The sequence below is a fragment of the Nioella nitratireducens genome, from assembly GCF_001879715.1.
Classification (GTDB): domain Bacteria; phylum Pseudomonadota; class Alphaproteobacteria; order Rhodobacterales; family Rhodobacteraceae; genus Nioella; species Nioella nitratireducens.
The window spans coordinates 108894-134321 of sequence record NZ_MNBW01000006.1; the positions used below are offsets into that span (position 1 = coordinate 108894).

Annotated in this window: 24 protein-coding genes; 18 read left to right on the plus strand and 6 right to left on the minus strand. The window is 62.5% G+C overall.

Annotation, left to right across the window (positions count from 1 at the left end; genetic code table 11):
• Nucleotides 1-116: 116 nt before the first annotated feature.
• A complete protein-coding gene (gene nudC, locus BKY27_RS07380; RefSeq protein WP_071673813.1) occupies nt 117-1091 on the plus strand; it encodes an NAD(+) diphosphatase in 975 nt (324 codons plus the stop codon).
• Between the two features lie 47 nt (nt 1092-1138).
• Nucleotides 1139-1615 carry an SRPBCC family protein gene (locus BKY27_RS07385; protein ID WP_071673814.1) on the plus strand — a complete coding sequence of 159 codons (477 nt, stop codon included), beginning with the start codon at nt 1139-1141 and terminating at the stop codon, nt 1613-1615.
• Nucleotides 1616-1618: 3 nt separating this feature from the next.
• Here the strand turns inward: BKY27_RS07385 and BKY27_RS07390 are convergent, their stop codons facing one another.
• Entirely contained in the window at nt 1619-2449 is an 831-nt protein-coding gene (locus BKY27_RS07390) for a prephenate dehydratase (RefSeq protein WP_071673942.1), read from the minus strand.
• A gap of 108 nt (nt 2450-2557) precedes the next feature.
• Here BKY27_RS07390 and BKY27_RS07395 point away from each other — a divergent pair, with 108 nt between their 5' ends.
• The 5 genes from BKY27_RS07395 to BKY27_RS07415 all read left to right on the plus strand — a co-directional run bounded on the left by BKY27_RS07395 (nt 2558) and on the right by BKY27_RS07415 (nt 9015).
• Entirely contained in the window at nt 2558-3082 is a 525-nt protein-coding gene (locus BKY27_RS07395; protein WP_071673815.1) for a c-type cytochrome, read from the plus strand.
• Nucleotides 3083-3292: 210 nt separating this feature from the next.
• Nucleotides 3293-5131, plus strand: coding sequence for an extracellular solute-binding protein (locus BKY27_RS07400; protein ID WP_233491794.1), 1839 nt, complete (start codon nt 3293-3295; stop codon nt 5129-5131).
• Between the two features lie 6 nt (nt 5132-5137).
• Complete coding sequence (locus tag BKY27_RS07405) at nt 5138-6292, plus strand: microcin C ABC transporter permease YejB (RefSeq protein WP_071673816.1); 1155 nt, start codon at nt 5138-5140, stop codon at nt 6290-6292.
• Nucleotides 6293-6304: 12 nt separating this feature from the next.
• Nucleotides 6305-7417, plus strand: coding sequence for an ABC transporter permease (locus BKY27_RS07410; protein WP_071673944.1), 1113 nt, complete (start codon nt 6305-6307; stop codon nt 7415-7417).
• Entirely contained in the window at nt 7414-9015 is a 1602-nt protein-coding gene (locus BKY27_RS07415) for an ABC transporter ATP-binding protein (RefSeq protein ID WP_071673817.1), read from the plus strand. Before BKY27_RS07410 ends, BKY27_RS07415 begins: the two co-directional genes overlap by 4 nt.
• 55 nt (nt 9016-9070) lie before the next feature.
• Here BKY27_RS07415 and hemN read toward each other — a convergent pair whose 3' ends face one another.
• Nucleotides 9071-10426 (minus strand): oxygen-independent coproporphyrinogen III oxidase, encoded by a 1356-nt coding sequence (gene hemN, locus BKY27_RS07420; protein WP_071673818.1) that lies wholly within the window; start codon nt 10424-10426, stop codon nt 9071-9073.
• 85 nt (nt 10427-10511) lie between these two features.
• On the opposite strand from hemN, the gene fnrL reads away from it, so the two are divergent.
• Nucleotides 10512-11258 carry a transcriptional regulator FnrL gene (fnrL, locus tag BKY27_RS07425; protein ID WP_071673819.1) on the plus strand — a complete coding sequence of 249 codons (747 nt, stop codon included), beginning with the start codon at nt 10512-10514 and terminating at the stop codon, nt 11256-11258.
• A gap of 13 nt (nt 11259-11271) precedes the next feature.
• On the opposite strand, the gene BKY27_RS20510 is transcribed toward fnrL, so the two are convergent.
• On the minus strand, nt 11272-11403 hold the full coding sequence (locus tag BKY27_RS20510; protein ID WP_267888888.1) for a hypothetical protein: 132 nt from the start codon (nt 11401-11403) through the stop codon (nt 11272-11274).
• Between the two features lie 161 nt (nt 11404-11564).
• Complete coding sequence (locus tag BKY27_RS07430; protein ID WP_071673820.1) at nt 11565-12404, minus strand: universal stress protein; 840 nt, start codon at nt 12402-12404, stop codon at nt 11565-11567.
• A gap of 196 nt (nt 12405-12600) precedes the next feature.
• On the opposite strand from BKY27_RS07430, the gene ccoN reads away from it, so the two are divergent.
• The 8 genes from ccoN (at nt 12601) to ccoS (ending at nt 20868) form a co-directional block, all read left to right on the plus strand.
• Nucleotides 12601-14208 carry a cytochrome-c oxidase, cbb3-type subunit I gene (gene ccoN / locus BKY27_RS07435; RefSeq protein ID WP_071673821.1) on the plus strand — a complete coding sequence of 536 codons (1608 nt, stop codon included), beginning with the start codon at nt 12601-12603 and terminating at the stop codon, nt 14206-14208.
• 13 nt (nt 14209-14221) lie between these two features.
• Nucleotides 14222-14944, plus strand: coding sequence for a cytochrome-c oxidase, cbb3-type subunit II (gene ccoO / locus BKY27_RS07440; protein ID WP_071673822.1), 723 nt, complete (start codon nt 14222-14224; stop codon nt 14942-14944).
• An 8-nt stretch (nt 14945-14952) separates the two neighbouring features.
• Nucleotides 14953-15174 (plus strand): cbb3-type cytochrome c oxidase subunit 3, encoded by a 222-nt coding sequence (locus tag BKY27_RS07445; RefSeq protein ID WP_407668409.1) that lies wholly within the window; start codon nt 14953-14955, stop codon nt 15172-15174.
• A complete protein-coding gene (gene ccoP / locus BKY27_RS07450) occupies nt 15171-16079 on the plus strand; it encodes a cytochrome-c oxidase, cbb3-type subunit III (protein WP_071673824.1) in 909 nt (302 codons plus the stop codon). Before BKY27_RS07445 ends, ccoP begins: the two co-directional genes overlap by 4 nt.
• A 500-nt stretch (nt 16080-16579) precedes the next feature.
• Entirely contained in the window at nt 16580-18007 is a 1428-nt protein-coding gene (ccoG, locus tag BKY27_RS07455; protein ID WP_071673825.1) for a cytochrome c oxidase accessory protein CcoG, read from the plus strand.
• Between the two features lies 1 nt (nt 18008).
• Nucleotides 18009-18494, plus strand: a complete 486-nt coding sequence (locus BKY27_RS07460) for a FixH family protein (RefSeq protein ID WP_071673945.1) — start codon at nt 18009-18011, stop codon at nt 18492-18494.
• Nucleotides 18495-18500: 6 nt separating this feature from the next.
• Nucleotides 18501-20687: a heavy metal translocating P-type ATPase gene (locus BKY27_RS07465; protein ID WP_071673826.1), complete on the plus strand. Its 2187-nt coding sequence runs from the start codon at nt 18501-18503 to the stop codon at nt 20685-20687.
• Between the two features lie 22 nt (nt 20688-20709).
• A complete protein-coding gene (gene ccoS, locus BKY27_RS07470; protein ID WP_071673827.1) occupies nt 20710-20868 on the plus strand; it encodes a cbb3-type cytochrome oxidase assembly protein CcoS in 159 nt (52 codons plus the stop codon).
• Nucleotides 20869-20871: 3 nt separating this feature from the next.
• On the opposite strand, the gene BKY27_RS07475 is transcribed toward ccoS, so the two are convergent.
• Complete coding sequence (locus tag BKY27_RS07475; RefSeq protein WP_071673828.1) at nt 20872-22377, minus strand: D-alanyl-D-alanine carboxypeptidase family protein; 1506 nt, start codon at nt 22375-22377, stop codon at nt 20872-20874.
• A 232-nt stretch (nt 22378-22609) separates the two neighbouring features.
• Between BKY27_RS07475 and hemF the strand changes: the two genes are divergently transcribed.
• On the plus strand, nt 22610-23500 hold the full coding sequence (gene hemF, locus BKY27_RS07480; RefSeq protein WP_071673829.1) for an oxygen-dependent coproporphyrinogen oxidase: 891 nt from the start codon (nt 22610-22612) through the stop codon (nt 23498-23500).
• A 2-nt stretch (nt 23501-23502) separates the two neighbouring features.
• Complete coding sequence (locus tag BKY27_RS07485; RefSeq protein WP_233491795.1) at nt 23503-24252, plus strand: SDR family NAD(P)-dependent oxidoreductase; 750 nt, start codon at nt 23503-23505, stop codon at nt 24250-24252.
• Nucleotides 24253-24346: 94 nt separating this feature from the next.
• Here the strand turns inward: BKY27_RS07485 and hemE are convergent, their stop codons facing one another.
• Nucleotides 24347-25375 carry a uroporphyrinogen decarboxylase gene (gene hemE, locus BKY27_RS07490; RefSeq protein WP_071673831.1) on the minus strand — a complete coding sequence of 343 codons (1029 nt, stop codon included), beginning with the start codon at nt 25373-25375 and terminating at the stop codon, nt 24347-24349.
• Nucleotides 25376-25428 lie beyond the last annotated feature (53 nt).

Below are 25428 nucleotides of genomic sequence, written 5' to 3' on the forward strand. Positions count from 1 at the left end.
AAAGCACCAGTGGCGCGTATCAACGGCGAGAGGAACGTGCCGCTTTTGGGACTGTGCGGCATTCCTGCAATAGTTTTCTTTAAAAAGGTTAATGATCGAGAGGGGTTAGCAGAGACATGAGACTTGCGGAATCCGTGACATTCGGTGGTTCCGGCCTCGACCGCGCCGCGCATTTGCGGGCCGATGCGGCGGGCTTGGCGGCTGCCCTGTCTGATGGACGTGGGACCGTTCTGCCGATCTGGCGCGGCAAGCCACTGATGCAAGCGGACGCATCGGGCAAGCTGCGGTTGGTGTGGTTGCCAGCAGATCACCCCGTGCTGGCCGAGGCCCTTGCGGAGCGGTTATTCCTTGGCGACGACGACGGCGCCTTGCGGTTTTCCGCAGATATGTCCGCGTGGCAGCCTGACGATCCTGACTCGGCCGAGTTGGACAGTTTTGCCGATCAAAGCCAACAACGGCACCCCGCAGTGCAAGACGGCCAGACCTTTCAGGAATTGCGGCTGGCGATGGCCCGGCTTTCGCCACGAGACGCGGAATTGGCCGCGACCGCCAAGGCCATGCTCGGCTGGCACAGGTCGCACCGCTATTGCGCCAAATGCGGGGCAGAAAGCAAAATGCAGCAAGCCGGGTGGCAACGGGTGTGCCCGGATTGCGGGGCGCATCATTTCCCACGCACCGATCCTGTCGTGATCATGCTGATCACACACGGCAACGACCTGTTGCTTGGCCGGTCGCCGGGGTGGCCCGACGGCATGTATTCGCTGTTGGCGGGGTTCATCGAACCCGGCGAAACTGTCGAGGCTGCCGTGCGCCGCGAAGTCTTCGAGGAATCCGGGGTGCGTGTGGGCCGCGTCGACTATCTCGCCAGCCAGCCGTGGCCTTACCCCTCGTCGCTGATGATGGGCTGCCGGGGCGAGGCCTTGAGCCGCGACATCACGCTGGACCCGGCAGAGTTGGAGGATGCCCTCTGGATCAGCCGCGAAGACCTGACAAGCGCGTTCGCGGGCCTGCATCCGACGTTGAAACCGGCGCGAAAAGGCGCGATCGCGCAATTCATCATGGAAAACTGGCTTGCGGACAGGCTCGACTGACGGGCAAATGGGGATATTGCACCGCCCCTTGATAAAGGCCCGATCCAATGCTGTTTGAAACCAGAGAAGAAGTGGACGTCCCGCGGGATTACGCCTTTTCGCATTTCGCCGACTTCACCCGTTACGAAGCCACTGCCCGCCAGTATGGGGCCGATATCCGCCGAGTGAACGGCTTTTCGGACCTGGCCGAGGGCGCGAGCTGGCGTGGGTCTGTCGTGGTTCGCGGCAAAACACGCGGTGTCGAGGCGACCGTGACCCGGCTCGACGCGCCGGCCCATGCGCACATGGATACCGTCGTGGGCGGTATGGCGGTTGGGGTGGATCTGTTCTTTGATGAATTGGCGCCGGAAAAGACACTGGTCCGGGTGGTGGCGCAACTCAAGGCCACAACACTTGCCGCGCGGCTGATCCTGCAAACGGCCAAGCTGGCGCGCGGGCGGATTCAGTCCAAGATCGACTCGCGCATCGTGGCGCTCGCCAACCAGTACGAAGACGACTATCGGCGGCTCAAGGCGCGCAACTGACCGTCAATCGCGCAACCGGTCTGCCGGATAGGTGCCCAGAATGTGCAGGTGCGAGGTGAAATACGCCAACTCTTCCAGCGCCAATTGCACCATCCGGTCGTCGGGGTGCCCTTCGATATCGGCATAGAACTGGGTGGCGGTAAAGCTGCCGCCCACCATGTAGCTTTCCAGCTTGGTCATGTTCACACCGTTGGTGGCGAACCCGCCCATGGCCTTGTAAAGCGCTGCCGGGATGTTGCGGACCTGAAAGACGAAGGTCGTCATCATGCGATCGGCCCGGCGTGTCATGTCCGGTTCGCGCGACATGATCAGGAAACGCGTGGTGTTGCGATCGTGATCCTCGATATGGCGCGCCAGCACGTCCAGACCGTAGATTTCCCCCGCCAGTTCCGAAGCCAGTGCCGCGTGCGACTTGTCGCCCCGCTCGGCCACATCCCGGGCGGCGCGGGCATTGTCGGGGCTGACCCGGCCACGGATCGCGTGTTTGCGCAGGAACCCCGCGCATTGCGGCAGCAGCACAAGATGACTGTAGGCTTCTTCGATATCGGCAATTGTGCTGCCCGGCACGCCAAGCAGGTTGATATGCACGCGAACGAACGCCTCATCCACGATATGTAACCCGGAATCGGGCAAAAGACGGTGAATATCGGCCACCCGGCCATAGGTTGAATTTTCGACCGGAAGCATCGCCTCGTCCGCTTCACCGCTGCGAACCGCCTCGATCACGTCTTCGAACGTGCCGCAAGTAAGGGCCTTCATATGTGGGCGAGCCTCGTGGCATGCTTGGTGCGAATAGGCTCCGGGCTCTCCCTGAAAGGCGATACTTGCAGTCATTTTGGCGACTTTCTTCAACAAGGGCGTTCTGTCGCGCTGACTACACCTTGAAAGCAGGGTGGGAAAGTCGGTAGATACGCGCCAACTCGAAATGTGGACGGGATAACCATGTTTGACACGATGACCCTTACCAAGGCCGTTGGTGGCGTATGCGCGGCCTGGCTGATTCTGCTCGTTGGTGGTTGGGCTGCCGACGGCCTTTACAGCGTCGGTGGCGGTGCTGGCCAGCATGGCGAAGAACACGCCGCATATGTGATCGACACCGGCGAGGGCGATGCCCCGGCCGAGGCCGCACCCGAAGTTCCGTTCTCGGAAGTGCTGGCTGCCGCAGACCCCGCGGATGGCGAAGGCCTGTTCCGGCAGTGCCGTAGCTGCCACTCGGTCGAGCCGGGCGTCGATGGCACCGGCCCGTCGCTTTACGGTGTGGTTGGCCGCGATGTCGGGTCCGAACCGTATCACAGCTATTCTGACGCCATGGCGTCCAAGGGCGGCGCGTGGACGCCGGACGAGCTGAACAACTTCCTCGAAAACCCGCGCGGCTATGTGCAGGGCACCGCAATGTCCTTCGCCGGTCTGCGCGACGTGGAAGACCGGGCCGCCGTGATTGCCTATCTCGACTCGCTCGATAACTGATCCTTGGTGTCCAGAGCGAAACAGGCCGTCCCTCGGGGCGGCCTTTTTCATGTCCGGGGGTCACGATCCTGTAATCCGATCTTGAATACTGCCGGGGCTGGTCCTTACGGTATTGAGCACCATAACAAGACCAATGAACAAGATCCCCGCAGTGGAGCTCCCATGAACATATCCCATGCCAAGCCCCGTGAGACTCTGTCCCGGTGGACGATGGCGGCCCTGTTCGCCGCCCTGTTGTCCGTGCCGCCTGCTCTGGCGCAGGAAGATGGCGGGGACTTGACCGAAACCTACGGGATCTCGACCTTTGGCGATCTGCGGTATGGACCGGATTTCGAACACCTCGACTACGTGAACCCCGACGCCCCGCGCGGGGGCGAGTTCTCGATGTCATGGACCGGATCGTTCGACTCGCTGCACCCCTATACCCGGCAGGGGCGCCCGGCGGTTCTTGCGTCGGTCTTCTTTGAATCCATGCTTGAATCGACGGTGGATGAAATCGGCACCTACTACTGTCTGCTTTGCGAAAGCATGGCCTTCCCCGAGGACCGCTCTTACGTGATTTTCACCCTGCGGCCCGATGTGCATTTCTCGGATGGCACGCCGATGACCGCCCAGGATGTGTTGTTCAGCTATGAAATCCTGCGCGACGAGGGGCTGCCGTCTTTCCGCGCGGCCATCCCCCTGACCATCGACAGCGCCGAGGTGCTGGATGATCGGCGGATCAAGTTCACCTTCAACCCCGACGCGCCCATTCGCGGGCGGATCGACACGGCGGGCGGTCTGCCTGTCTTTTCCCAAGCCAGCCACGAGGCCGCCGGCATCCCGTTCTCCGATAGTCGGCTGGACCCGCTGATCGGCTCTGGGCCCTATGTGCTCGACAGTGTCGTGCCGGGCGAGCGCACGGTGTTCCGCCGCGACCCCGACTATTGGGGCAACGACCTGCCGATCAATGTGGGCCGCTACAACTACGATACGATTCGGATCGAATACTACGGCGACTCGGTTGCCGCGTTCGAAGGCTTCACGGCGGGCAATTATACCTTCCGGCAGGAATCCAGCTCGGTCCAATGGGCAACGGCCTATGACTTCCCGAAGATTCAGAACGGCACCGTGATCCGCGAGGAATTGCCTGATGGCACGATCTCGCCGGGGCAAAGCTTCGTCCTGAACCTGCGACGCCCACAATTTCAGGACGCGCGGGTGCGCGAGGCGATCTCGCTGATGTTCAACTTCGAATGGACCAACCAGACGCTGTTCTACGGACTCTACGCGCCGAACGTGTCGTTCTGGGAAAACACCGATCTGGCTGCGACGGGGCAGCCGTCCGAGGCGGAACTGGCCATACTGGAGCCGCTGCGGGACGAATTGCGCCCCGAGGTTTTCTCGGAACCGGCCTATGCCTTGGGCGAGTCGGACCCTGACCGGGCCTTTGACCGCCGCCGCGCGCGCCGCGCCCTCGGCCTGTTGGAAGAGGCGGGTTGGACTGCGGGCGATGACGGCATGCTGCGCAACACGGATGGCCAGACCCTCGATGTCGAGTTCATCGAGGACTCGCCTCTGTTCGAGCGGATCATCAATCCTTACGTCGAGAACCTGCGCGCGATTGGCGTCAACGCGCGGCTGACCCGAATCGACAACGCCCAACTCAGTCAGCGGGAACGCGACTACGATTTCGACATCATCACCGATCATTTCCCGATGGGGTATGAACCCGGCTCTGGCCTGCGCCAGTATTTCGGATCGGCCTCGGCCAATGACTCGGTTTTCAATACCGCCGGGGTGGCCGATCCGGCTATCGACTCGTTGATCGAAACGGTGGTGAATGCCGAAACGCAAGACGACCTGACCGTTGCCGTCCATGCTTTGGACCGGGTGCTGCGGTGGGAACGGTTCCGCGTGCCGCAATGGTATAACCCCAATCACTGGGTCGCCTATTACGACATGTATCGCTACCCCGAGACCCTGCCACCCTATTCGCTGGGGCTGATCGACCTGTGGTGGATCGACCCCGAAGCAGAAGCGGCCTTGGCCCAAGCAGGGGCGTTCTAAGCCAAGATGGCCGCCTATATTCTCAGACGGATCCTGTTGATGATCCCGACCATCCTTGGGATCATGGTGATCAACTTCGTCCTCGTGCAGTTCGTGCCGGGTGGTCCCTTCGACCAGATCCGCGCACAACTGGAGGGCGATGGCGACGTGTTCCAGACAATTGCGGGCGGGGGCAACGAGGCTGGCAACGCAGGGGTGGAGCAGGACAGCACCTATTTGGGCGCGCGCGGCCTGCCGCCCGACTTCCTTGCCGAGCTGGAGGTCGAATTCCACTTCTCGCGGATCGTCTGTGAAGACGGGTATACCGGCCCCCCGGATCTGGATGCCGAGGAATGCAGCGCCGAGCAGATCCCAGCCTATCAGCGGTTCTTCCTGATGATTTGGGACTATTTGCGGTTCGACTTCGGCGAGAGCTATTTCCGCTCGATCTCGGTTGTCGATCTGGTCATCGAAAAGATGCCCGTGTCGATCACCCTTGGGCTGTGGAGCACGTTGATCGCCTATATCATCTCGATCCCGCTTGGCATTCGCAAGGCGGTCAGGAACGGCTCCAAGTTCGACAGTTGGACCAGTGGAGTTATCATTGTGGGATACGCGATTCCGGGCTTTCTGTTCGCGGTGTTGTTGCTGGTTCTTTTCGCTGGCGGGCGCTATTGGCAATTCTTCCCGCTCCGGGGACTGACCTCGGACAATTGGGAAGAGCTGAGTATGATCGGCAAGGTGATCGACTATTTCTGGCACATCGCGCTGCCGGTTCTGGCCTCGACGATCTCGTCCTTTGCCACGCTGACCTTGCTGACGAAAAACAGCTTCATGGACGAGATCCGAAAACAATACGTGATCACCGCCAAGGCCAAGGGGCTGGCAGAAAAGCGGGTGCTTTATGGCCACATCTTCCGGAACGCGATGCTGATCGTGGTGGCCGGTTTTCCGGGCCTGTTCGTCGCGGTCTTTTTCGGGGGCAGTGTGATTATCGAAACGATCTTCTCGCTCGATGGGCTGGGTCGGATGGGCTATCAGGCCGCTATTGCGCGCGACTACCCGGTGATTTTTGGCACGCTCTTCGTTTTCGGCCTTATCGGGCTGGTGGTGAACCTGCTTTCGGACCTCGTCTATATCCTGATTGATCCCCGCATCGACTTCGAAACGCGGGAAACCTGAGCCATGGCATTGATCACTCTGTCGCCCCTGAACCAACGTCGCTGGCGCAATTTCCGCTCGAACCGTCGGGCATTCTGGTCCTTGATCATCTTTTGTCTTCTGTTCGGCCTGTCGCTGTTTGCCGAATTGCTGGCAAATGACCGGCCATTGCTGGTGAGCTATCGGGGCGATCTCTACGCGCCAATCTTTCGGTTTTACCCGGAAACCGCGTTTGGTGGCGATTTCCGCACCGAGGCGGTCTATCGCGACATCGAGGTTCAGTGCCTGATTATTTCGGGCGGGATGGATGCGTGCTGGGACGACCCGCAAACCGTGATCGACGCAGCGCAGACGGGGGCGTTGGCCGAGAGTGTCGAGAACTTCCAACAAGGCTGGATTCTCTGGCCGCCGGTGCCCTACGCCTACAACACAGTCAATGACATCGAGGGCGCCGCGCCCTCGGCCCCGGATGAAAATCACTGGCTGGGAACCGACGACACCGCGCGCGACGTGCTGGCGCGGGTGATCTATGGCTTTCGACTGAGCGTGGCCTTTGCCTTGATCGTGACCTTTACGACATCGGTCATCGGTGTCGCGGCCGGGGCCGTACAGGGCTATTTTGGCGGGCTGATCGACCTGATCTTTCAGCGGGTGATCGAGATCTGGTCATCGACTCCGCAACTTTACATCATCATCATCGTGGCGGCGATCTACCAGATGAATTTCTGGCTTCTGGTCATCTTGATGACGGCCTTCGGCTGGATGGGGCTGGTGGGCCTGGTGCGGGCAGAATTCCTGCGGGCGCGGAATTTCGAATATGTGCGCGCGGCCAAGGCCCTTGGGGTGACCGACGGGGTGATCATGTTCCGCCATGTGCTGCCCAATGCGATGGTGGCGACGCTGACCTTTCTGCCCTTCATCATTACCGGCGCGATCGGCACGCTTGCGACGCTCGACTTTCTCGGCTTCGGCCTGCCTTCTGCATCGCCCTCGCTCGGCGAGTTGACCCTGCAAGCCAAACGCAACCTGCAAGCGCCGTGGCTGGCCTTCACGGCCTTTACAACGTTTGCCATCATGCTGTCGCTCATGGTCTTCGTCTTCGAAGGTGTGCGCGACGCGTTCGACCCAAGGAAGACATTTCGATGAGCCTGCTTGAGGTCCGCAACCTGTCGGTCAGTTTCACCCAGGACGGGAACAAGATCGACGCCGTGAAAAAGGTGAGCTTTGACGTCGCCAAGGGTGAGACCGTCGCCATCGTGGGCGAGTCAGGTTCCGGCAAGTCGGTGACGGCGCTTTCCACCGTGTCGCTCTTGCCGGGCAGTGCCGAGGTCGACGGCTCGGTCCGCTACAACGGCAAAGAGATGGTCGGCGCACCTGAGTCCGAGCTGCGCCGGGTGCGCGGCAATGACATTTCGTTCATCTTTCAGGAACCGATGACATCGCTCAACCCGCTGCACACGCTGGAAAAGCAGTTGGGCGAAAGTCTGGCGCTGCATCAGGGGCTGTCGGGAAAAGCCGCCGAGACCCGCATTCTCGAATTGCTGAAAAAGGTGGGCATTCGTGATGCCGAAACCCGCCTGAAAGCCTATCCGCACCAATTGTCCGGCGGCCAGCGGCAGCGTGTTATGATCGCCATGGCGTTGGCCAACCAACCCGACCTGTTGGTGGCGGATGAACCGACGACCGCGCTTGACGTGACCATTCAGGCGCAAATTCTCGATCTGCTGGCCGATCTCAAGCAGGCCGAGGGCATGAGCCTGTTGTTCATCACCCACGACCTGACCATCGTGCGCCGTATCGCTGACCGGGTCTGCGTGATGCAGGCGGGCGAAATCGTCGAGACCGGACCGACCGAAGATATTTTCGCAAATCCGCGCCATCCCTATACGCAGATGCTGCTGGCCGCCGAACCGACGGGCACCCCCGATCCGGTGCCGGACGGGGCAGAGCAGATCATGCACACCGAGGCCCTGCGGGTCTGGTTCCCGATCCAGCGCGGCTTTCTACGCAAGACGGTTGGCTATGTGAAGGCGGTGAACGACGCCACGATCGCCGTGCGCCAAGGCGAAACCTTGGGCATCGTGGGCGAGTCCGGGTCAGGCAAGACGACGCTGGCGCTCGCGATCCTCAGGTTGCTGTCGTCGGAAGGCAAAATCGCGTTTCTGGGCAATGAGTTGCAGGATTGGCCCTCGGCCCGTATCCGGCCCTTGCGCAAGGACATGCAAGTGGTGTTCCAAGATCCCTATGGCTCGCTCAGTCCGCGAATGACGGTGGGGCAGATCGTCGCCGAAGGACTGACCGTGCATGGCGATCAGGTGGCGGGCAACCCCGAGCAACTGGTCAAGGACATCTTGCGGGAAGTCGGACTAGACCCCGAGATGCGCCACCGCTACCCGCACGAGTTCTCGGGTGGGCAGCGCCAACGTATCGCTATCGCCCGAGCGATGATCCTGCGGCCGCGTCTGGTGGTGCTGGACGAGCCCACCTCGGCCCTCGACATGACGGTTCAGGTGCAGATCGTCGATTTGCTGCGCCGCCTGCAAAAGACGCACAACCTCGCTTACCTCTTCATCAGCCATGACCTGAAGGTCGTGCGGGCGCTCAGCCACAAGGTGATCGTGATGAAGCAGGGCGACATCGTCGAGTCCGGCGCGAATGACGAGATTTTCGGAAATCCGCAGGCGCCCTATACGCGGGAACTGATGGCAGCAGCTTTCGGCACCACGGTTCTGGACGCGGGCTAGCGCCAGGCATCCCGCCCCAGCGGGGAACACGCGCAGAACGGCGCGCCCGGCGTGATCAGATGGCCGAGCTATGTCCCTCGGCCCGCATCTCGTAGGCATCGAACTGACGCGCCACCAGACGCGCCAAGGCTTGGCCCTCGGGCAAGAGTTCGAACCCGTCGGCATTCCATCGCACCATGGCGGGGAATGCCTCTTCCGCCTCGCGGAACAGCGCTTCAAGCTCGGACTGCGCCGTGCCGAAGCTGTTCCGGATCTCGGTCGCGTCAATCCGAAAGTCGCACATCAGCGCCTCGATCATCCGCGCCCGCAGCCTGTCTTCTCCCTTGAACAGGTGGCCTCGTCCGGTGGCGAGCTGACCGGCGCGGACGGCCTTTTGGTAGTCGGCCGTGCCGGCGGCGTTTTGTGCGAAGCCCTGCGGGAACTTGGAAATCGACGAGGCCCCAAGCCCGATCAGCACGTCGCAGGTGTCATCGGTATAGCCTTGGAAATTACGCCGAAGATGTCCGGTGCGGGCGGCCTCGGCAAGGCTGTCTTCTGGTTTTGCGAAATGGTCGATGCCGATATCGACGTAGCCGTCCCACTTGAACAGCCGCCGCGCAGTATCGAACAGGTGCAGCCGTTCTTCTGGACGGGGCAGGGCATCCGTCGGGATCATCGCCTGCCGTCGCGCCATCCATGGCACATGCGCATAGCCGTAAAGCGCGACCCGATCGGGCGCGAGCGACAGCAGCATCTGCACACTGTCGGAAATCCGTTCTTGCGACTGTTCGGGCAGGCCAAAAAGGATATCCGCGTTGAGCGACTGAATGCCCCGTGCGCGCAGCTCTTCCACCGCGCTGCGGGTCACTTCGTAGCTTTGGATTCGGCCAATGATCTTCTGAATGCCGGGGTCGAAATCCTGCACCCCGATGGATGCCCGATTGAGACCGGCGGCCGCCAGGGCGTCTAGCCGGGCAGCGTCGATCTCGTTGGGGTCGATTTCGACGGAAAACTCAAGGTCCGGTGCTTGGGGAAACGACTCGGCGACCGTGGTTGCGAGGTCGGTGATCATGTCGGCGCTCAGCAGGGTCGGCGTGCCGCCGCCCCAATGCAGGCGGGCAACTTCCACCCCGTCGGGCAACATTGCGCCAACCAACCGAACCTCTTTCTTGAGCGTTTCGAGATAGGCGCGTACCGGTTCATCGCTGCGCACCCCTTGGGTGCGACAGGCGCAGAACCAGCAAAGCCTGCGACAGAACGGCACGTGAAGATAGAGCGACACCCGCGTTCCGGCGGGAATCGTGGTAATCCAATCCCCGAACACGGCTGAATCCACGTCGTTTGAGAACTTCGTGGCGGGCGGGTAGCTCGTGTATCGCGGAACCTTTGCCTCGAAGAGCCCGAGGCGACGAAGTTGCGCAAGATTTTCCATTGCGTTAGCCTTAAACTGCGCTGAACAGGTTGTATTTGATCGAAATCAAATCAGCCCCCGAAGTCTGACCCACGAGGGGTACTCGATGCCTAGTCGCTCTCTTGCCATGCCAGAACTGGCCTGTGCCGATTGTCCGATCCGCCACCGGGCGGTCTGCGCGCGATGTGAGTCCGATGAGTTGGAGCAGCTTGACGCCATCAAGTACTACAGACGTTTCGAGGCCGGTCAGACGATTGCCTGGGCCGGGGATCAGATGGATTTCGTGGCCTCTGTCGTAGAGGGCGTGGCCTCGCTGACCCAGACGATGGAGGATGGGCGCCGCCAGATGGTGGGCCTGTTGTTGCCGAGCGATTTTCTCGGTCGTCCGAATCGAGAGTCGGTCGCCTATGATGTCACCGCGACCACCGATGTCATGCTGTGTTGCTTCCGCAGGGTGCCGTTCCAGACCCTGATCTCGGAAACGCCGCATATCAGCCAGCGGCTTTTGGAAATGACATTGGATGAACTGGATGCCGCGCGGGAATGGATGCTGCTTCTGGGGCGCAAGACGGCGCGCGAGAAGATTGCAAGCTTTCTGTCGATCATCGCGCGGCGCGATGCGAGCCTGAAGAACCGCCCGAACGCCAATGAATTGGTATTCGATCTTCCCCTCACGAGAGAGGCGATGGCGGATTATCTGGGGCTGACGCTGGAAACCGTGTCGCGGCAGATGTCTGCCTTGAAGCGGGACGGAGTGATCGAGTTGAAGGGCAAGCGGCACATCACGGTGCCGGATGTTTCGGCCTTGATGGAAGAGACCGGCGATGATGCCGATGGCGGGATGTTCGGCTGAGGGTGTCGCCGCGTCAGATGCTGGCCCAATCCGTAAACATGTGGCGCGGCTTTGCCGGGGCGGTGCGCACGCGTGCGTCGGTGTTGCGGGTCGGAATGGCTGCGGCGGTCTGGCGGCGGGGCTGGTGATGGGCGGTGCAGAACATTGGGGCGGTCCTTGTTGGCGTGAAGCGGTATTCCTTCATAATAGTGTAAAAATAACACTTAAACAAGCGTCGAATTCCCGAACCCCTAAGCGGCTGACATGAAATGAAAAAGGGCACCCTGAATAGGGCGCCCTTTTGCGTGAGTTATGGTGATGCGAGCGTCAGTGCGCCATGAAGACGGGCACCTCTGCCTGCTCCAGCAGGTTGCGAGTCGCCCCGCCCAGAATCGCCTCGCGGAAGCGGGAATGCCCGTAGGCCCCCATCACCAACATATCGGCGTTCTGATCCGAGACATGCCGCGAGATGAGGTCGGAAATGCGCGGCAGGCTGCGCGGCACCAGCGAGATTTCGACCTTGGCCCCGTGCCGGGACAACATGGTCGAGAGTTCCTCGCCCGGATCGGCCACATCCGAGCTGTGCTGCTGCGGATCGACGATCAGCACGTTGACCTCCTTCGCGGCCAGAAGCAGCGGCAGCGCCCGGCGGATGGCCGACATTGCCTCGGTGCTTTGGTTCCACGCGATCACCACCCGGTCCGGCGTCGTGGTCGGTGCCTTTTGTCCCGGCAAGACCATGACAGGGGCCTGCCCCTGGAACATTGCCGCCTCGACGATGACGGGCGCGTCCATCGTGCGGTTTTCGCCATAGGGCTTGGGCAGCATCACCAGATCGGCAAAGCGCGCACGCCGGGCGACCAGACCGGCAACGGTGGCGGTTTGGGCGACGACGGCATCGACACCCCAACTGACCTCGGTCTGGCCGAGTCGGTCCCGCACCGCGCGCTCCAGGTCCTTGGCTTCGGATTGGGCCTGTAGCAGCGTTTCTTCGTGCATCAGCGCCGTGGCGCCAGCGAAGTAATAGCCGGTCTGGGTGCGGTCGATGCCGAGGCAGAGCACGTCGAGATGTGCGCCCTCGGCACGAACAAAGGGCAGGGCCCCTTCCAGTACCGGCCCCACATCCGCGAGATCCGTAATGACAGTGAAAATACTCTTGTAGGCCATGCGCGGTCTCCTTGACTGATGAAGTCGTGATATAACTCACATTGTTGCAACGCCTTGACCTGCATCAACCCTGTCTTTCCACAAACTTGACATGGATCAAGGCTTGCTCGGGGCACCTGCGCGATGTGGGGGCAGATGGAACAGTTCCGGATGGCTCTCTTTGAGTCGCTACCGGGGCATGACGAAGGGACGATCAATGCTTAACTACTTGAAGCTGGTGATCCTTGGCCTGATCGCGGTGCTGGCCGCGATCGCAGCCAACTATGCCCGGGACTCGATCTATATGATCCATATGGTCCTGGTGATGGTTGTGGCCGCGGGTCTTTTCCTGTGGCAACTGCGCCGCACGGATGAACCGGTTCCGGCAGATGTGCTGGAATCAGAATATATGGACGGCCCGGTGCGCGTTGCCGTGGCCCTGACGGCCTTTTGGGGCGTCGTCGGGTTTCTGGTCGGCGTGTATATCGCCTTTCAGTTGGCGTTTCCGCAGCTCAACTTCGATTGGGCACAGGGTTACATGAACTTTGGCCGTCTGCGCCCGCTGCACACCTCGGCGGTGATCTTCGCCTTCGGGGGCACGGGTCTGCTGGCCTCGTCCTTCTACGTCGTGCAGCGCACCAGCGCCACGCGGATGTGGGGCGGGAACCTGGCGTGGTTCGTTCTCTGGGGATACCAGTTCTTCATTCTGCTCGCCGCGACCTCCTATATCCTGGGCGGATCGCAGAGCCGGGAATATGCTGAACCGGAATGGTATATCGACCTGTGGCTGACCGTTGTCTGGGTGGCCTATCTGGCCATGTATGTCGGGACGCTGATCAAGCGAAAAGAGCCGCATATCTACGTGGCCAACTGGTTCTACCTCAGCTTCATCGTGACCGTGGCGATGCTGCACGTGATCAACAACCTGGCCGTGCCGGTGTCGATCTTCGGGTCGCGCTCTGTCTCGCTCTTTTCGGGTGTGCAGGATGCCATGACGCAGTGGTGGTATGGCCACAACGCCGTTGGCTTCTTCCTGACCGCAGGCTTCCTTGGCATGATGTACTACTTCGTTCCGAAGCAGGCTGAGCGTCCGGTCTACTCCTACAAACTGTCGATCATTCACTTCTGGGCGCTGATCTTCCTGTATATCTGGGCCGGCCCACACCACCTTCACTACACCGCGCTGCCGGACTGGGCCTCGACCCTCGGCATGGTGTTCTCGGTCGTGCTGTGGATGCCCTCCTGGGGTGGCATGATCAACGGTCTGATGACGCTGTCTGGCGCATGGGACAAACTGCGGACCGACCCGATCCTGCGGATGATGGTGACCTCCATCGCCTTCTACGGCATGTCGACCTTCGAAGGCCCGATGATGTCGATCCGCGCGGTCAACTCGCTGTCGCACTATACCGACTGGACGATCGGTCACGTGCACTCCGGTGCGCTTGGCTGGAACGGGATGATCACCTTCGGGATGCTCTACTACCTCGTGCCGCGCCTGTGGAACCGCAAGGCTCTGTATTCGCTGCGCATGGTCAGCTGGCACTACTGGCTCGCCACCATCGGCATCGTTCTCTACGCGGCCTCGATGTGGGTGACCGGGATCATGGAAGGGCTGATGTGGCGTGAAGTCGATCCGCAGGGTTTCCTCGTGAACTCCTTCGCCGACACCGTGGCCGCCAAGTTCCCGATGTATGTGGTCCGTGGCTTGGGTGGGGTTATGTACCTGACCGGTTCGCTGATCATGGCCTACAACCTCTGGATGACCGTGCGCAAAGGGGCTGCTTCCGACGCAGTTGCCCCCGCGACGGCCCCCGCCGAATAAGGAGCGAAACCAGATGGCTTTTCTCGACGGACACAAGAAAATCGAGACCAACGCGACGCTTCTGCTGGCGTTGAGTTTCGTGGTCGTCACCATCGGCGGGATCGTGGAAATCGCGCCCCTGTTCTACCTGGACAACACGATCGAGGAAGTAGAGGGCATGCGCCCCTACTCTCCGCTCGAATTGGCAGGGCGCGATATCTACATCCGCGAAGGCTGCTATGTCTGCCACTCGCAGATGATCCGCCCGATGCGGGACGAGGTTGAACGCTACGGTCACTACTCGCTGGCAGCGGAGTCGATGTACGACCACCCGTTCCAGTGGGGGTCCAAGCGGACGGGGCCTGACCTCGCCCGCGTCGGTGGCCGCTATTCGGACAGCTGGCATGTGGATCACCTGAGCGATCCGCAGTCGGTTGTCCCTGAATCGGTGATGCCGCCCTACGCCTATCTGGCCGAAACGGTGATCAGCCCCGAGCATATCGGCGACCTCATGTCGACACATCGCATCGTGGGCGTTCCCTACACGGACGAGATGATCGAACAGGCCTCCTTCGACTTTGTCGAACAGGCTACCGATTTCGGCGACAGCGCGGTGCAGGATCGTTACCCGGGGGCGCAGGTGCGCAACTTCGATGGCAATCCTGAAATCACCGAGATGGACGCTTTGATCGCTTATCTTCAGATGTTGGGCACGCTGGTCGATTTCTCGACCTTCACGCCCGACGAAAGCCGCTAACGGAGGGCATGATGGAAGCAACCTATCACATCATGCGGATCTTCGCGGGAAGCTGGGGACTGGTCTTCATGTTCCTCGTCTTCGTCGGCGTCATCCTTTGGGCCCTGCGGCCCGGAAGCCGGACTGTCCACGAGGACACCGCGAACATCCCGTTCCGCCATGACGACAAGCCGGCCCGGTCCATGGTGACCCCAGGCCAAGACGCCCACCCCAAGGAGGCGCGGCAATGACCGAACAGAAACACCCTGAAGAACAGATCCTGCAGGAAGGCGATCCGGATACCACGGGTCACTCCTGGGACGGGATCAAGGAGTTCAACAACCCGCTGCCGCGTTGGTGGCTGTGGACCTTCTACGCCTGCATCGTGTGGGCGGTGATCTACACGGTCCTGTTCCCGGCATGGCCGCTGGTGCACGGGGCGACCGCCGGTCTGCTCGGGTATTCCACCCGGGGCGAAGTGGCCGCCGAGATTGCCAGCTTCGAAGAGATGAACGCCCCGATCCGGGCGCGCATCGAAGACGTGGAGCTGGCGTCGATCAACCCCGACGACAACCCGGACCTCTACAACTATGCCATTCAAGGTGGGGCCGCGATCTTCCGCACCTGGTGCGCTCAGTGTCACGGCTCGGGTGCGGCTGGCGTGCAGGGGCAGGGCTATCCCAACCTGCTGGACGATGACTGGCTGTGGGGCGGCTCGCTTGACGATATCCACACCACCATAAGCCACGGCATCCGCAACGAGGACGATCCTGAAGCCCGCTTTTCGCAGATGGTCGCCTTTGACGGCATCCTGAGCGACGAGGAAATCTCCAGTGTCGTGCAGTATGTGCGCAACATTTCGGGCCAGTCGCATGACGCCGATCTGGCGGCAGCCGGAGAGCAGGTGTTCCTCGACAACTGTGCCGCCTGCCACACGGAAGACGGCACCGGCGACCGGATGCTCGGCGCCCCGAACCTGACCGACGCCATCTGGCTCTATGGCGGGGACGAGGCGACGCTGGAAGAAACGGTTCGCAACGCCCGCTTCGGTGTGATGCCGGCATGGTCGGAAGACGCCAGTGCGGCAGGCCGCCTGAGCGAAGCCGAAGTGCGCTCGGTGTCTGTGTATGTCCACTCTCTGGGTGGCGGGGAGTAATCCCCAACGAGATTTCCGGTGGCCCCTCCCGGCCATCGGAAAAAGGTGCCGGTTCTGGTCCTGTTCGCGCGTTTCCTGCAGAACCGGCACCCTAAATATCAAGAGTTCCCGAGGCTGCGTATCGGCCGACGGACGAGGTGTCGGTTCCGGTCCTGTTCGCGCGTTTCCTGAGGAACCGGCACCTTATCAATCAAGAGATCCGGCGGCCCCTTCCGGCCGACGGACAAGGTGCCGGTTCTGGTCCTGTTCGCGCGTTTCCTACAGAACCGGCACCTTTCTATAACTTTTTCCGTAACTTGCCAGAAATTTGCCGCCTCGGCGGCGTTTTTCTGTTCTGGGCCGAGCGATATCGTCGCAGCGCTCTCCAAAAGCTGAGACGAGAAGTCATCTTTTTTTGGTGTCGCATCGTCGGTTTGATCCACGTCAAGGATGAGCGGCGGGCCAACCCCCTAAGAACGGTCCACGCACAGCCATGCCGACTTCAAGGAAAGACTCCGTTCATGAGTTCCACCGAAACCCCCCCGAAGCTTTATGCCGCCCGTGAACCCGTATTCCCCAAGCGGGTACACGGTACGTTTCGGAACCTGAAATGGCTGATCATGATCGTGACCCTCGGCATCTACTACATCACGCCGTGGATTCGATGGGACCGGGGGCCGTCGCTTCCCGATCAGGCGGTGCTGGCTGACCTGTCCAGCCGCCGCTTTTTCTTTTTCTGGATCGAGATCTGGCCGCACGAGTTCTATTTCGTCGCGGGCCTTCTTATCATGGCTGGCCTCGGCCTGTTCCTGTTTACCTCGGCGCTTGGCCGGGTGTGGTGTGGCTATACCTGCCCGCAGACCGTCTGGACCGATCTGTTCTACACCGTCGAACGCTGGATCGAGGGCGACAGGAACGCCCGTCTGCGCCTGTGGAAACAGGAATGGAATGCCAAGAAGATCCGGCTGCGTTTGACCAAATACCTTGTGTGGTTGCTGATCGCTATCGCGACCGGCGGGGCGTGGGTGTTCTATTTCACCGATGCGCCGACACTTCTGGTCAATCTGGTCACGTTTCAGGCCCCCTACGTAGCCTATGCCACCATCGGCATCCTGACCGCGACGACCTTCATTTTTGGCGGCTTCATGCGCGAACAGGTCTGCATCTACATGTGCCCGTGGCCGCGCATTCAGGCCGCCATGATGGATGAGGACTCGATCACCGTGGCCTATCGTGAATGGCGGGGCGAACCTCGGGGCAAGCACCGCAAGGACGCCGATGCAGACCAGCTCGGCGATTGCATCGATTGCCGCGCCTGCGTCAATGTCTGCCCCGTGGGGATCGACATTCGCGATGGTCAGCAATTGGAATGCATTACCTGCGCGCTCTGCATCGACGCCTGCGACGACATCATGGAACGGATCGGCAAACCGCGCGGTTTGATCGACTACATGGCCCTGACGGATGAGGCCAACGAGCGCGCAGGCAACCCGAAAAAGCCGGTCTGGAAGCATATCTTCCGCCTGCGCACGATCATCTACACCACCTTGTGGGCGGCGATCGGCGTGGCGCTGACCGTGATGCTGTTTGTGCGGTCGGACATCGACGTCACCGTGTCGCCGATCCGCAACCCGCAATATGTGACCCTGTCGGACGGGACGATCCGCAACACCTACGACGTTCGGATCCGCAACATGCAGCATGACAGCCGGGAATTCCGCATCTCGGTCGCTTCGGACGAGGTGCTGCGTGTCGGGCTGGAAGGCACCGAATTGCTGACCGTCATGGTTCCGGCTGACAGCACCCACCTTCAAAGGGTATATGTCTCGGCGCGGCCCGACGATCCGGCGGCCTCTCGGGATCGCACGGAATTCCGCCTCTGGGTGGAAGATCAGGTCAGCGGCGAACGCACCTACGAGGATACCGTATTCAATGGGCAAGGCGAATAAGATGACCGAAGCTGACAATACCCGTACGGGCCGGGAACTGACCGGACGCCACGTCCTTTACATGTTCATCGTCGGGTTCGGCATCATCATCGGCGTGAATGTCTACATGGCGACCGAGGCGATCAGCACCTTCCCGGGGCTGGAGGTGTCGTCCTCCTACGCCGCCGGGCAGGACTTCAACGAACGCCGCGACGCGCAAGAGGCCCTGCATTGGACCTCGTCGGTCGAGGTTGATGAAGAGGCTGGTCTGCTGACCCTGCACCTGACCGACGCGGATGGCTCGCCCGTGGTTCCCGCAGCCTTCACCGCGCTGCTGACCCGGCCCACCAACCAGTTGGAGGATCAGAACCTGGATCTGACCTTCGCCAATGGCGTCTATACAGCGCCGGTCCAGGTGTCGGACGGTCGTTGGCGTCTGCGCATGACCGGCACCGCACATGACGGCACCGCCTATCGACGCAACATCACGTTCACCCTGCCGGATTGATCCCAAGTGGCCGCCACCTTCGAACATAGTCGCCCTTCTGTTTGCCCGGCCTGCTCGGTCACCCCGGCCGCCGAGGCCCTGGCCGAACAGCCACAGGATGCGCGCCTGATGTTGTCGCTGCCGGGCATTCACTGCGCGGCGTGCATCTCGACGGTGGAACGCGCCTTGGCCAAGGCACCGGGCGTTCACGAGGCGCGGGTGAACCTGACCCTCAAACGCGCCGCGATCGAGGCCGACGCCGATGTTACCGCGGCCGATCTGGTCGCGGTGCTGGAGGGCGTGGGATACGAGGCGCACGAGCTCGACCCCGGCATGCTGGCGACCACCGCCACCGACCGCCAAGCGCGCGATCTGCTGATGCGGCTTGCCGTGGCGGGCTTTGCCATGATGAACGTCATGCTGCTGTCGGTCGCGGTCTGGTCCGGGGCCGAGGGCACGACCCGCGACCTGATGCACTGGATTTCGGCGGCCATCGTTCTGCCCGCCATCGTCTTTACCGGCAAACCCTTTTACGTGAACGCATGGACCGCGCTGAAACATGGCCGTCTCAACATGGACGTGCCGATCACGCTGGCGATCCTTCTGGCCGTGGGCACCTCGTTTTTCGAAACCATCATGTCGGGCGAACACGCCTATTTCGACGCGGCGATCTCGTTGACCTTCTTCCTGCTGGCTGGCCGGTATCTGGATTACCGCACGCGCGCCTCGGCCCGCTCTGCCGCGCAGGAACTGGCCGCGATGGAAGTGCCGCGCGCACTGCGCATGTCCGCGGATGGAGAGACCGAGACCGTCGGTGTGGCCGAACTGGTCGTGGGCGACCTTGTGCTGGTGCGTCCCGGTGGCCGGGTGCCGGTCGATGGCATGGTGACCGGGGGCTCCTCGGAAATCGACCGCTCGCTGATGACCGGCGAAAGCCTGCCCGCCTTTGCCGGGCCGGGCTGCGCCGTGTCGGCGGGGGAAGTGAACCTGACAGGGCCGCTGACGGTCGAGGTGACGGCGGCAGGCGAAGACACCGCCCTGCACCGCATTGCCGATCTTGTCGCCGTGGCCGAGTCGGGGCGCAACAACTACACCTCACTCGCCGACCAAGCCGCCAAGCTTTATGCGCCCGGCGTGCATATCCTGTCGGCGCTCGCGGCCGTGGGCTGGTTTCTCTACACTTGGGATCTGCGGATTTCGCTGAACATCGCCGCTGCCGTTCTGATCATCACCTGCCCCTGTGCCCTTGGCCTCGCCGTCCCTGCGGTGACCACGGCGGCGTCGGGGCGGCTGTTTCGCAAGGGTATGCTGATCAAGGATGGCACCGCGATGGAGCGTCTGGCCGAGGTCGACACGGTTGTCTTCGACAAGACCGGTACCTTGACCTTGGGCGCTCCGCACCCGGTGGCGCTAACCGACCTGCCCTCGGAAACCCGTGGCGTGGCCCTTGCGTTGGCCAGCGTGTCGTCGCACCCGTTGGCCGAGGCCCTTGCGCGTGGCCTGCGTGAGATGGGGCAGGGCCCTGACGCGGTGACCGATCTCCACGAGGTTCCCGGCTACGGCGTCGAGGGGGCGTGGCAGGGCCAGAGGGTTCGCCTTGGCCGCGCGACATGGGTCAATGCCGAAAACACTGATGTGACCGCCACTTTCCTGCAAATCGGGCAAGCAGAGGCCATCGCCATTCCATTCACCGATTCCATGCGCCCTGGTGGGGTAGAGGCGGTACAGGGCCTCAAGGCCCAAGGGCTGCGGGTCATCCTGATGTCCGGGGACACGCGCGGCGCGGTTGACCGTTTCGCCGCCGAGATCGGCATTGCCGAGGTCGTTGCCGAAGCGCTGCCTGCCGAGAAAGCCGCCCGCGTGGCCGCGCTGGCGGATGAGGGGGCCAAGGTGCTGATGGTGGGCGACGGCCTGAACGACACCGCCGCGCTGACGGCGGCGCATGTGTCGATTTCCCCGGCCTCGGCGCTGGATGCGGCGCGGGTGGCGTCGGACATGGTGCTGCTTGGCAAAGACCTTGCCCCGATTGCTGACGCGTTCGAAACCTCGGTCAAGGCGCGCGCCCGCATCCGCGAGAACTTCACCATCGCGACGCTTTACAATATCATCGCGGTGCCGATCGCAATCGCCGGTCTGGCGACGCCGCTGGCGGCCGCGCTGGCCATGTCGGCCAGCTCAATCACCGTTTCGCTCAACGCACTTCGTTTGCGCTGACCGGCCCGCCAAGGAACCCCGAATGGGCATTCTCGTCATCCTGATTCCCGCCTCCCTGTTTCTTGGGGGTGTCGGGCTGGTCGCGTTCTTCTGGCTGTTGCGCAAAGGTCAGTTCGACGACCCCGAAGGCGACGCCAACCGCATTCTCAGCGGCGACTACGACGACAAACCGAAGCGGTGACGCTTATGGACCGTAGGTGGTGCAGATGATGTCGCGGGCCATCAGCCGGGCACAGGCGCGATCCGCCTCTTCCTGACTCATCCCGGCGAACTGCGCCTCGAACCCGCCGGTGCGGTGCTCGACATTACGCAACGCCCTGTCAAACAACCCCAGCTCCGCCAAGGCGGTTTGCAGCAACAACTGCTCAGCCGCGAATTGCGTCGGGTAGCGGCCAAGCGATACCCCGTAAAGATGGTTCCCATCCGACGAGGCGCGGGTGACGACCTCTTGCGCGGGCGGGGCCGCGTCCGGGTCAATCACGGCCAGTTCGATCTCTGTGGAATCGAGCGCGACGATCTCGGGGCGCGGAACCGGATGCGGCAAGTCCACGGGGTCAGGGTCGAGCATGGCCAGCTGCACCGCTTCGGCCTCGGCGCTGATATCCCCTTCTTCCAAGGGCTCGGGCCGTGGTGCGGGAATCGGTGACTCGGCCAGCCCTTCCTCCTCTGGCGGGATCTCGGCAAGCGCCACTTCCACCGCGCTCGCCACGGCGGCAATCAGGTCCGGCGAGGGGTCGCTCGGGCCTGTAACCGGCAATGGGCGGGGCAGGGGGCGCAGGCTGCTCGTCACCAGGCCGCTGGCGCGATAGTCGCGCCCGACGCGTCCGTCATCAGGATAAGTCGGCAGTTCCGGGCGCCTGACCGTGGCATGGGACGGGGCCCGTTCGAAGCCCATATCCAGCAATTCCATGATCCGCTCGTTTCGGCTGGCGGTGGACCGGCCACCGAAAACCGTGGCGATGATCCGCACACCGCCGCGTTCGGCAGAGGCCACGAGGTTGTAGCCAGCGGCGCGGGTATAGCCCGTCTTGATCCCGTCCGCGCCACGATAGGCATCGAGGAACCGGCGGTTGGTGTTGCGCACGGTTGCGATCCCCGCATCGGCACTGCGGCGGGAGAAGAGGTTGTAGTATTGCGGGTAGTCGAAGAAGACCCGCCGCCCCATCGTCGTCATGTCGCGGGCGGTGGACAGATGGCCCTCTTCGGTCAGACCATTGGCATTACGGAACGTCGTGCGCGTCATGCCAAGCGCTTCGGCGGTGCGGTTCATGCGCCGCGCAAAGGCCGCCTCCGACCCCTCTATCGCCTCGCCGATGGCGGTCGCGGCGTCATTGGCGGACCGGATCGCAGCGGCGCGGATCAGGTATCGCAGGCGAATGGTCGTGCCCGCGCGCAGGCCCAGATGCGAGGGCGGTTCAGCCGCGGCGTTCTGGGAAATACGCACTTCGGTATCCAGCGTGATTTCCCCCAGACGGATCGCTTCGAAGGCGATGTAGAGGGTCATCATCTTGGTCAGCGAGGCCGGGTGCAACCGCGTATCGGCATTGCGCGAGTGTAACACTTCGCCCGTCCGGGCGTCGATCACCATGGCTGCATAGGGGGCGGCCCGCACCTGGGTAGGTGTGGAAACGATTGCGCTCAACAGCACAACGAGCCCGGTCAGGGCCACTCGGAGCGTTCTTCGGATCACGAACCTGCTCTATCTGCCTCAGGTGCCGTCTGATGCGGCTATTAAAATTAGTTTATGTCATTCCGACTCAGGAATCCATGATGAAAGCTCGCAAACAACTATGGATATTTTGCGGCAATCCTGATCGGCCCCGGATCACGACGGCCGGTTCCGGAAAAATTCTGGCGCCAGCGGCTCTGGACCTGCCCCGGCGAGTTCGGCAAAGTCCCGCCGAGCCGGTAAGGAGACCCCGATGACAGACCCGTTCGACGCCCGCAAAGCCCGCGCCTCGGCATGGTTTCGAGACTTGCGCGACCAGATTGTCGCCGCCTTCGAAGCGCTGGAGGACAGCCAGACCGACGGGAGTTTCGCAGCCCGGCCCGCAGGCCGCTTCGACGTGACCGAGACCACCCGCGCCTCGGATGACGGGTCCGATGCCGGGGGCGGTTTGATGAGCGTCCTGCGTGGCGGGCGCGTGTTTGAAAAGGTGGGGGTGAACGTCTCGACCGTTTATGGCCAATTGGGCGAGGCCGCGCAAAAAGCGATGGCGGCGCGCGGCGTGCCGGGGATGGCGGACGATCCCCGTTTCTGGGCCTCGGGCATTTCCCTGGTGGCGCATATGCAGAACCCGCACACGCCCGCCGTCCACATGAACACCCGCATGTTCTGGACCCCCGGTGCCTGGTGGTTTGGCGGCGGCTCGGACTTGAACCCTTGTATCGAATATGAAGAGGACACCGCGCATTTCCACGCGGTGCAGAAAGAGCATCTCGACCCGCATGGGGACACGCTCTACCCCGAGTTGAAGGCGTGGGCAGACGACTATTTCTACATCCCGCACCGCCACCGCGCGCGGGGGGTCGGCGGCATCTTCATGGATGACCGCAATACCGGAGATTGGGAAGCGGACTTCGCCCTGACCCAAGACATCGGACGCGCCTTCCTGCCCGCCTTCCTGCCCATCACGGAACGGCGTCGCAACACCCCGTGGACCGAGGCCGACAAGGACGTGCAGCTGATCCACCGGGGGCTCTATGCCGAATACAACCTCGTCTATGACCGGGGCACCAAGTTCGGCCTCGCCACGGGGCATGATGCAAACGCGGTACTGATGAGCTTGCCGCCACTGGCGAAATGGGTGTGACCATGCAGAAAACCGCAATCGTAACCGGCGCCGCGCGGGGTATTGGTCTCGCCACAACCCGGCTTTTTCTGGACGAGGGGCGCCGGGTGGCCATGATCGACCGCGATGCGCAGGCCTTGCAAGAGGCCGCTGAGGGGCTGGAAAATGTCCTGCCCGTGCTCTGCGATGTCTCGCGGCCCGATCAGGTCGAGGTGATGGTGGCCGAGGTGTTGGCCAAGCTCGGACGTATCGACGCGTTGGTGAACAATGCCGGGGTGGCCGATTTCGGACCAATCGACCAGACCGATTTCCAGCGGTGGCGCACCGTGATGGAGACCAATCTCGACGGCGTTTTCCTGTGCTCGCAAGCCTGCGCCCCGGCGCTGAAAGAGACACGTGGCACCATCGTCAACATCGCCTCGATTTCGGGCCTCAGGGCCTCGACCCTGCGGGTCGCCTACGGCACCTCCAAGGCGGGGGTGATGCACCTGACGCAGCAGCAGGCGGCGGAATGGGGCGAATGGGGCGTTCGTGCCAATTGCGTCTGCCCCGGGCCGGTGGCGACAAAACTGGCCATGGCGGTGCACACGCAGGACATCATCGACGCCTATCACGACGCGATTCCGCTGAACCGCTACGGCAGCGAAGAAGAGATCGGCAACGTGATCGTGTTCCTCAGTTCGGACAAGGCGAGCTTCGTCACCGGGCAGGTGATCGCCGTCGACGGCGGGTTCGAATCGACCGGCATCGGATTGCCGTCGCTGCGGGTCTGACTGGGTTTCGCCGCGCTGCGCGCGGCGACCAAGGCGAGGGGCGCTGCCCCTCGCACTCCCCGGAGTATTTTTGCCAAGAAGAAGGGGGTTGGCGTCAGCCGCCCCGCACCGCGTCGATCATCAATTGCACGTTCTCGGGGTCCGCATCGGGGGTGATCCCGTGCCCGAGGTTAAAGATATGCGGGCCGTTGCGGAACGCTTCGACGATCTGCCGCGTTTCGTCGATCAGGGCCTGTCCGCCCGTCACCATGTGCCTGGGGTCGAGATTGCCCTGAATGCAGCCGTCCGGTTGCAGCATCTCGGCGGCCCATTGGGCTGAGACCGAGTTGTCGATGGCAAGGCAATCGGCCCCCACGGCCCTGGCAAAGCCGATGTATTTGTCGCCCGCCTGACGCGGGAACGCGATGACCGGCAGGCCCGGATGGCGCGCCTTCAGTTCCGTGATGATCCGCTTGGCCGGTGCGAGCGCGAAACGCTCGAACGCCTCGCCTCTGAGCGACCCGGCCCAGGAATCGAAGAGTTTGACCACCTCTGCTCCGGCCTCGACCTGCATCGAGAGGTATTCGATCGTGGCCTCGGTCAAAAGGTCGATGATCGCGCCGAAGGTCTCGGGGTCGCCCTCGCGCAACGCATGGGCCGGGCCCTGATCGGGCGTGCCGCGCCCGGCGATCATGTAGGTCGCCACCGTCCATGGTGCACCGGCAAAGCCGATCAGCGTGGTGTCCGCGGGCAACGCCCCCGACAGCAGGCGCACGGTTTCATAGACCGGAGCCAGATGCTCGTGGATGTCGTCCTTGCCTTTCAGCCCCTTCAGTCCCTCGGGGCCGGTGATGGTCGAGAGGCGCGGGCCTTCGCCGGTCACGAACCACAGGTCGGCGCCAAGCGCCTGCGGCAGCAGCAGGATGTCGGCAAAAAGGATCGCGGCGTCGAAGCCGTAGCGGCGGATCGGTTGCAGCGTGACCTCGGCGGCAAGCTCGGGGTTATAGCACAGCGACAGGAAATCCCCGGCCTTGGCCCGCGTGGCGCGGTATTCCGGCAGGTAACGCCCCGCCTGCCGCATCATCCAGATCGGCGGCGTGGGCAGCGTTTCCCCGGCAAGGGCGCGCAGCATGGTCTTGGTCATGGGGTTCTCCGTCCGGCAAAGTCCGCGCACCCTTTTCCGGGCGCGGCCTCGTG

Coding starts and splice junctions, on each gene's coding strand:
- BKY27_RS07405 (WP_071673816.1), top strand. CDS start 5,138: ATGGCCGCCTATATTCTCAGACGGATCCTGTTGATGATCCCGACCATC.
- hemE (WP_071673831.1), bottom strand. CDS start 25,375: ATGACCAAGACCATGCTGCGCGCCCTTGCCGGGGAAACGCTGCCCACG.
- ccoG (WP_071673825.1), top strand. CDS start 16,580: ATGAGTTCCACCGAAACCCCCCCGAAGCTTTATGCCGCCCGTGAACCC.
- nudC (WP_071673813.1), top strand. CDS start 117: ATGAGACTTGCGGAATCCGTGACATTCGGTGGTTCCGGCCTCGACCGC.
- BKY27_RS07385 (WP_071673814.1), top strand. CDS start 1,139: ATGCTGTTTGAAACCAGAGAAGAAGTGGACGTCCCGCGGGATTACGCC.
- ccoO (WP_071673822.1), top strand. CDS start 14,222: ATGGCTTTTCTCGACGGACACAAGAAAATCGAGACCAACGCGACGCTT.
- BKY27_RS07445 (WP_407668409.1), top strand. CDS start 14,953: ATGATGGAAGCAACCTATCACATCATGCGGATCTTCGCGGGAAGCTGG.
- ccoS (WP_071673827.1), top strand. CDS start 20,710: ATGGGCATTCTCGTCATCCTGATTCCCGCCTCCCTGTTTCTTGGGGGT.
- BKY27_RS07390 (WP_071673942.1), bottom strand. CDS start 2,449: ATGACTGCAAGTATCGCCTTTCAGGGAGAGCCCGGAGCCTATTCGCAC.
- BKY27_RS07395 (WP_071673815.1), top strand. CDS start 2,558: ATGTTTGACACGATGACCCTTACCAAGGCCGTTGGTGGCGTATGCGCG.
- BKY27_RS07400 (WP_233491794.1), top strand. CDS start 3,293: ATGGCGGCCCTGTTCGCCGCCCTGTTGTCCGTGCCGCCTGCTCTGGCG.
- BKY27_RS07415 (WP_071673817.1), top strand. CDS start 7,414: ATGAGCCTGCTTGAGGTCCGCAACCTGTCGGTCAGTTTCACCCAGGAC.
- ccoN (WP_071673821.1), top strand. CDS start 12,601: ATGCTTAACTACTTGAAGCTGGTGATCCTTGGCCTGATCGCGGTGCTG.
- BKY27_RS07485 (WP_233491795.1), top strand. CDS start 23,503: ATGCAGAAAACCGCAATCGTAACCGGCGCCGCGCGGGGTATTGGTCTC.
- BKY27_RS07430 (WP_071673820.1), bottom strand. CDS start 12,404: ATGGCCTACAAGAGTATTTTCACTGTCATTACGGATCTCGCGGATGTG.
- BKY27_RS07460 (WP_071673945.1), top strand. CDS start 18,009: ATGACCGAAGCTGACAATACCCGTACGGGCCGGGAACTGACCGGACGC.
- BKY27_RS20510 (WP_267888888.1), bottom strand. CDS start 11,403: ATGTTCTGCACCGCCCATCACCAGCCCCGCCGCCAGACCGCCGCAGCC.
- hemF (WP_071673829.1), top strand. CDS start 22,610: ATGACAGACCCGTTCGACGCCCGCAAAGCCCGCGCCTCGGCATGGTTT.
- fnrL (WP_071673819.1), top strand. CDS start 10,512: ATGCCTAGTCGCTCTCTTGCCATGCCAGAACTGGCCTGTGCCGATTGT.
- ccoP (WP_071673824.1), top strand. CDS start 15,171: ATGACCGAACAGAAACACCCTGAAGAACAGATCCTGCAGGAAGGCGAT.
- hemN (WP_071673818.1), bottom strand. CDS start 10,426: ATGGAAAATCTTGCGCAACTTCGTCGCCTCGGGCTCTTCGAGGCAAAG.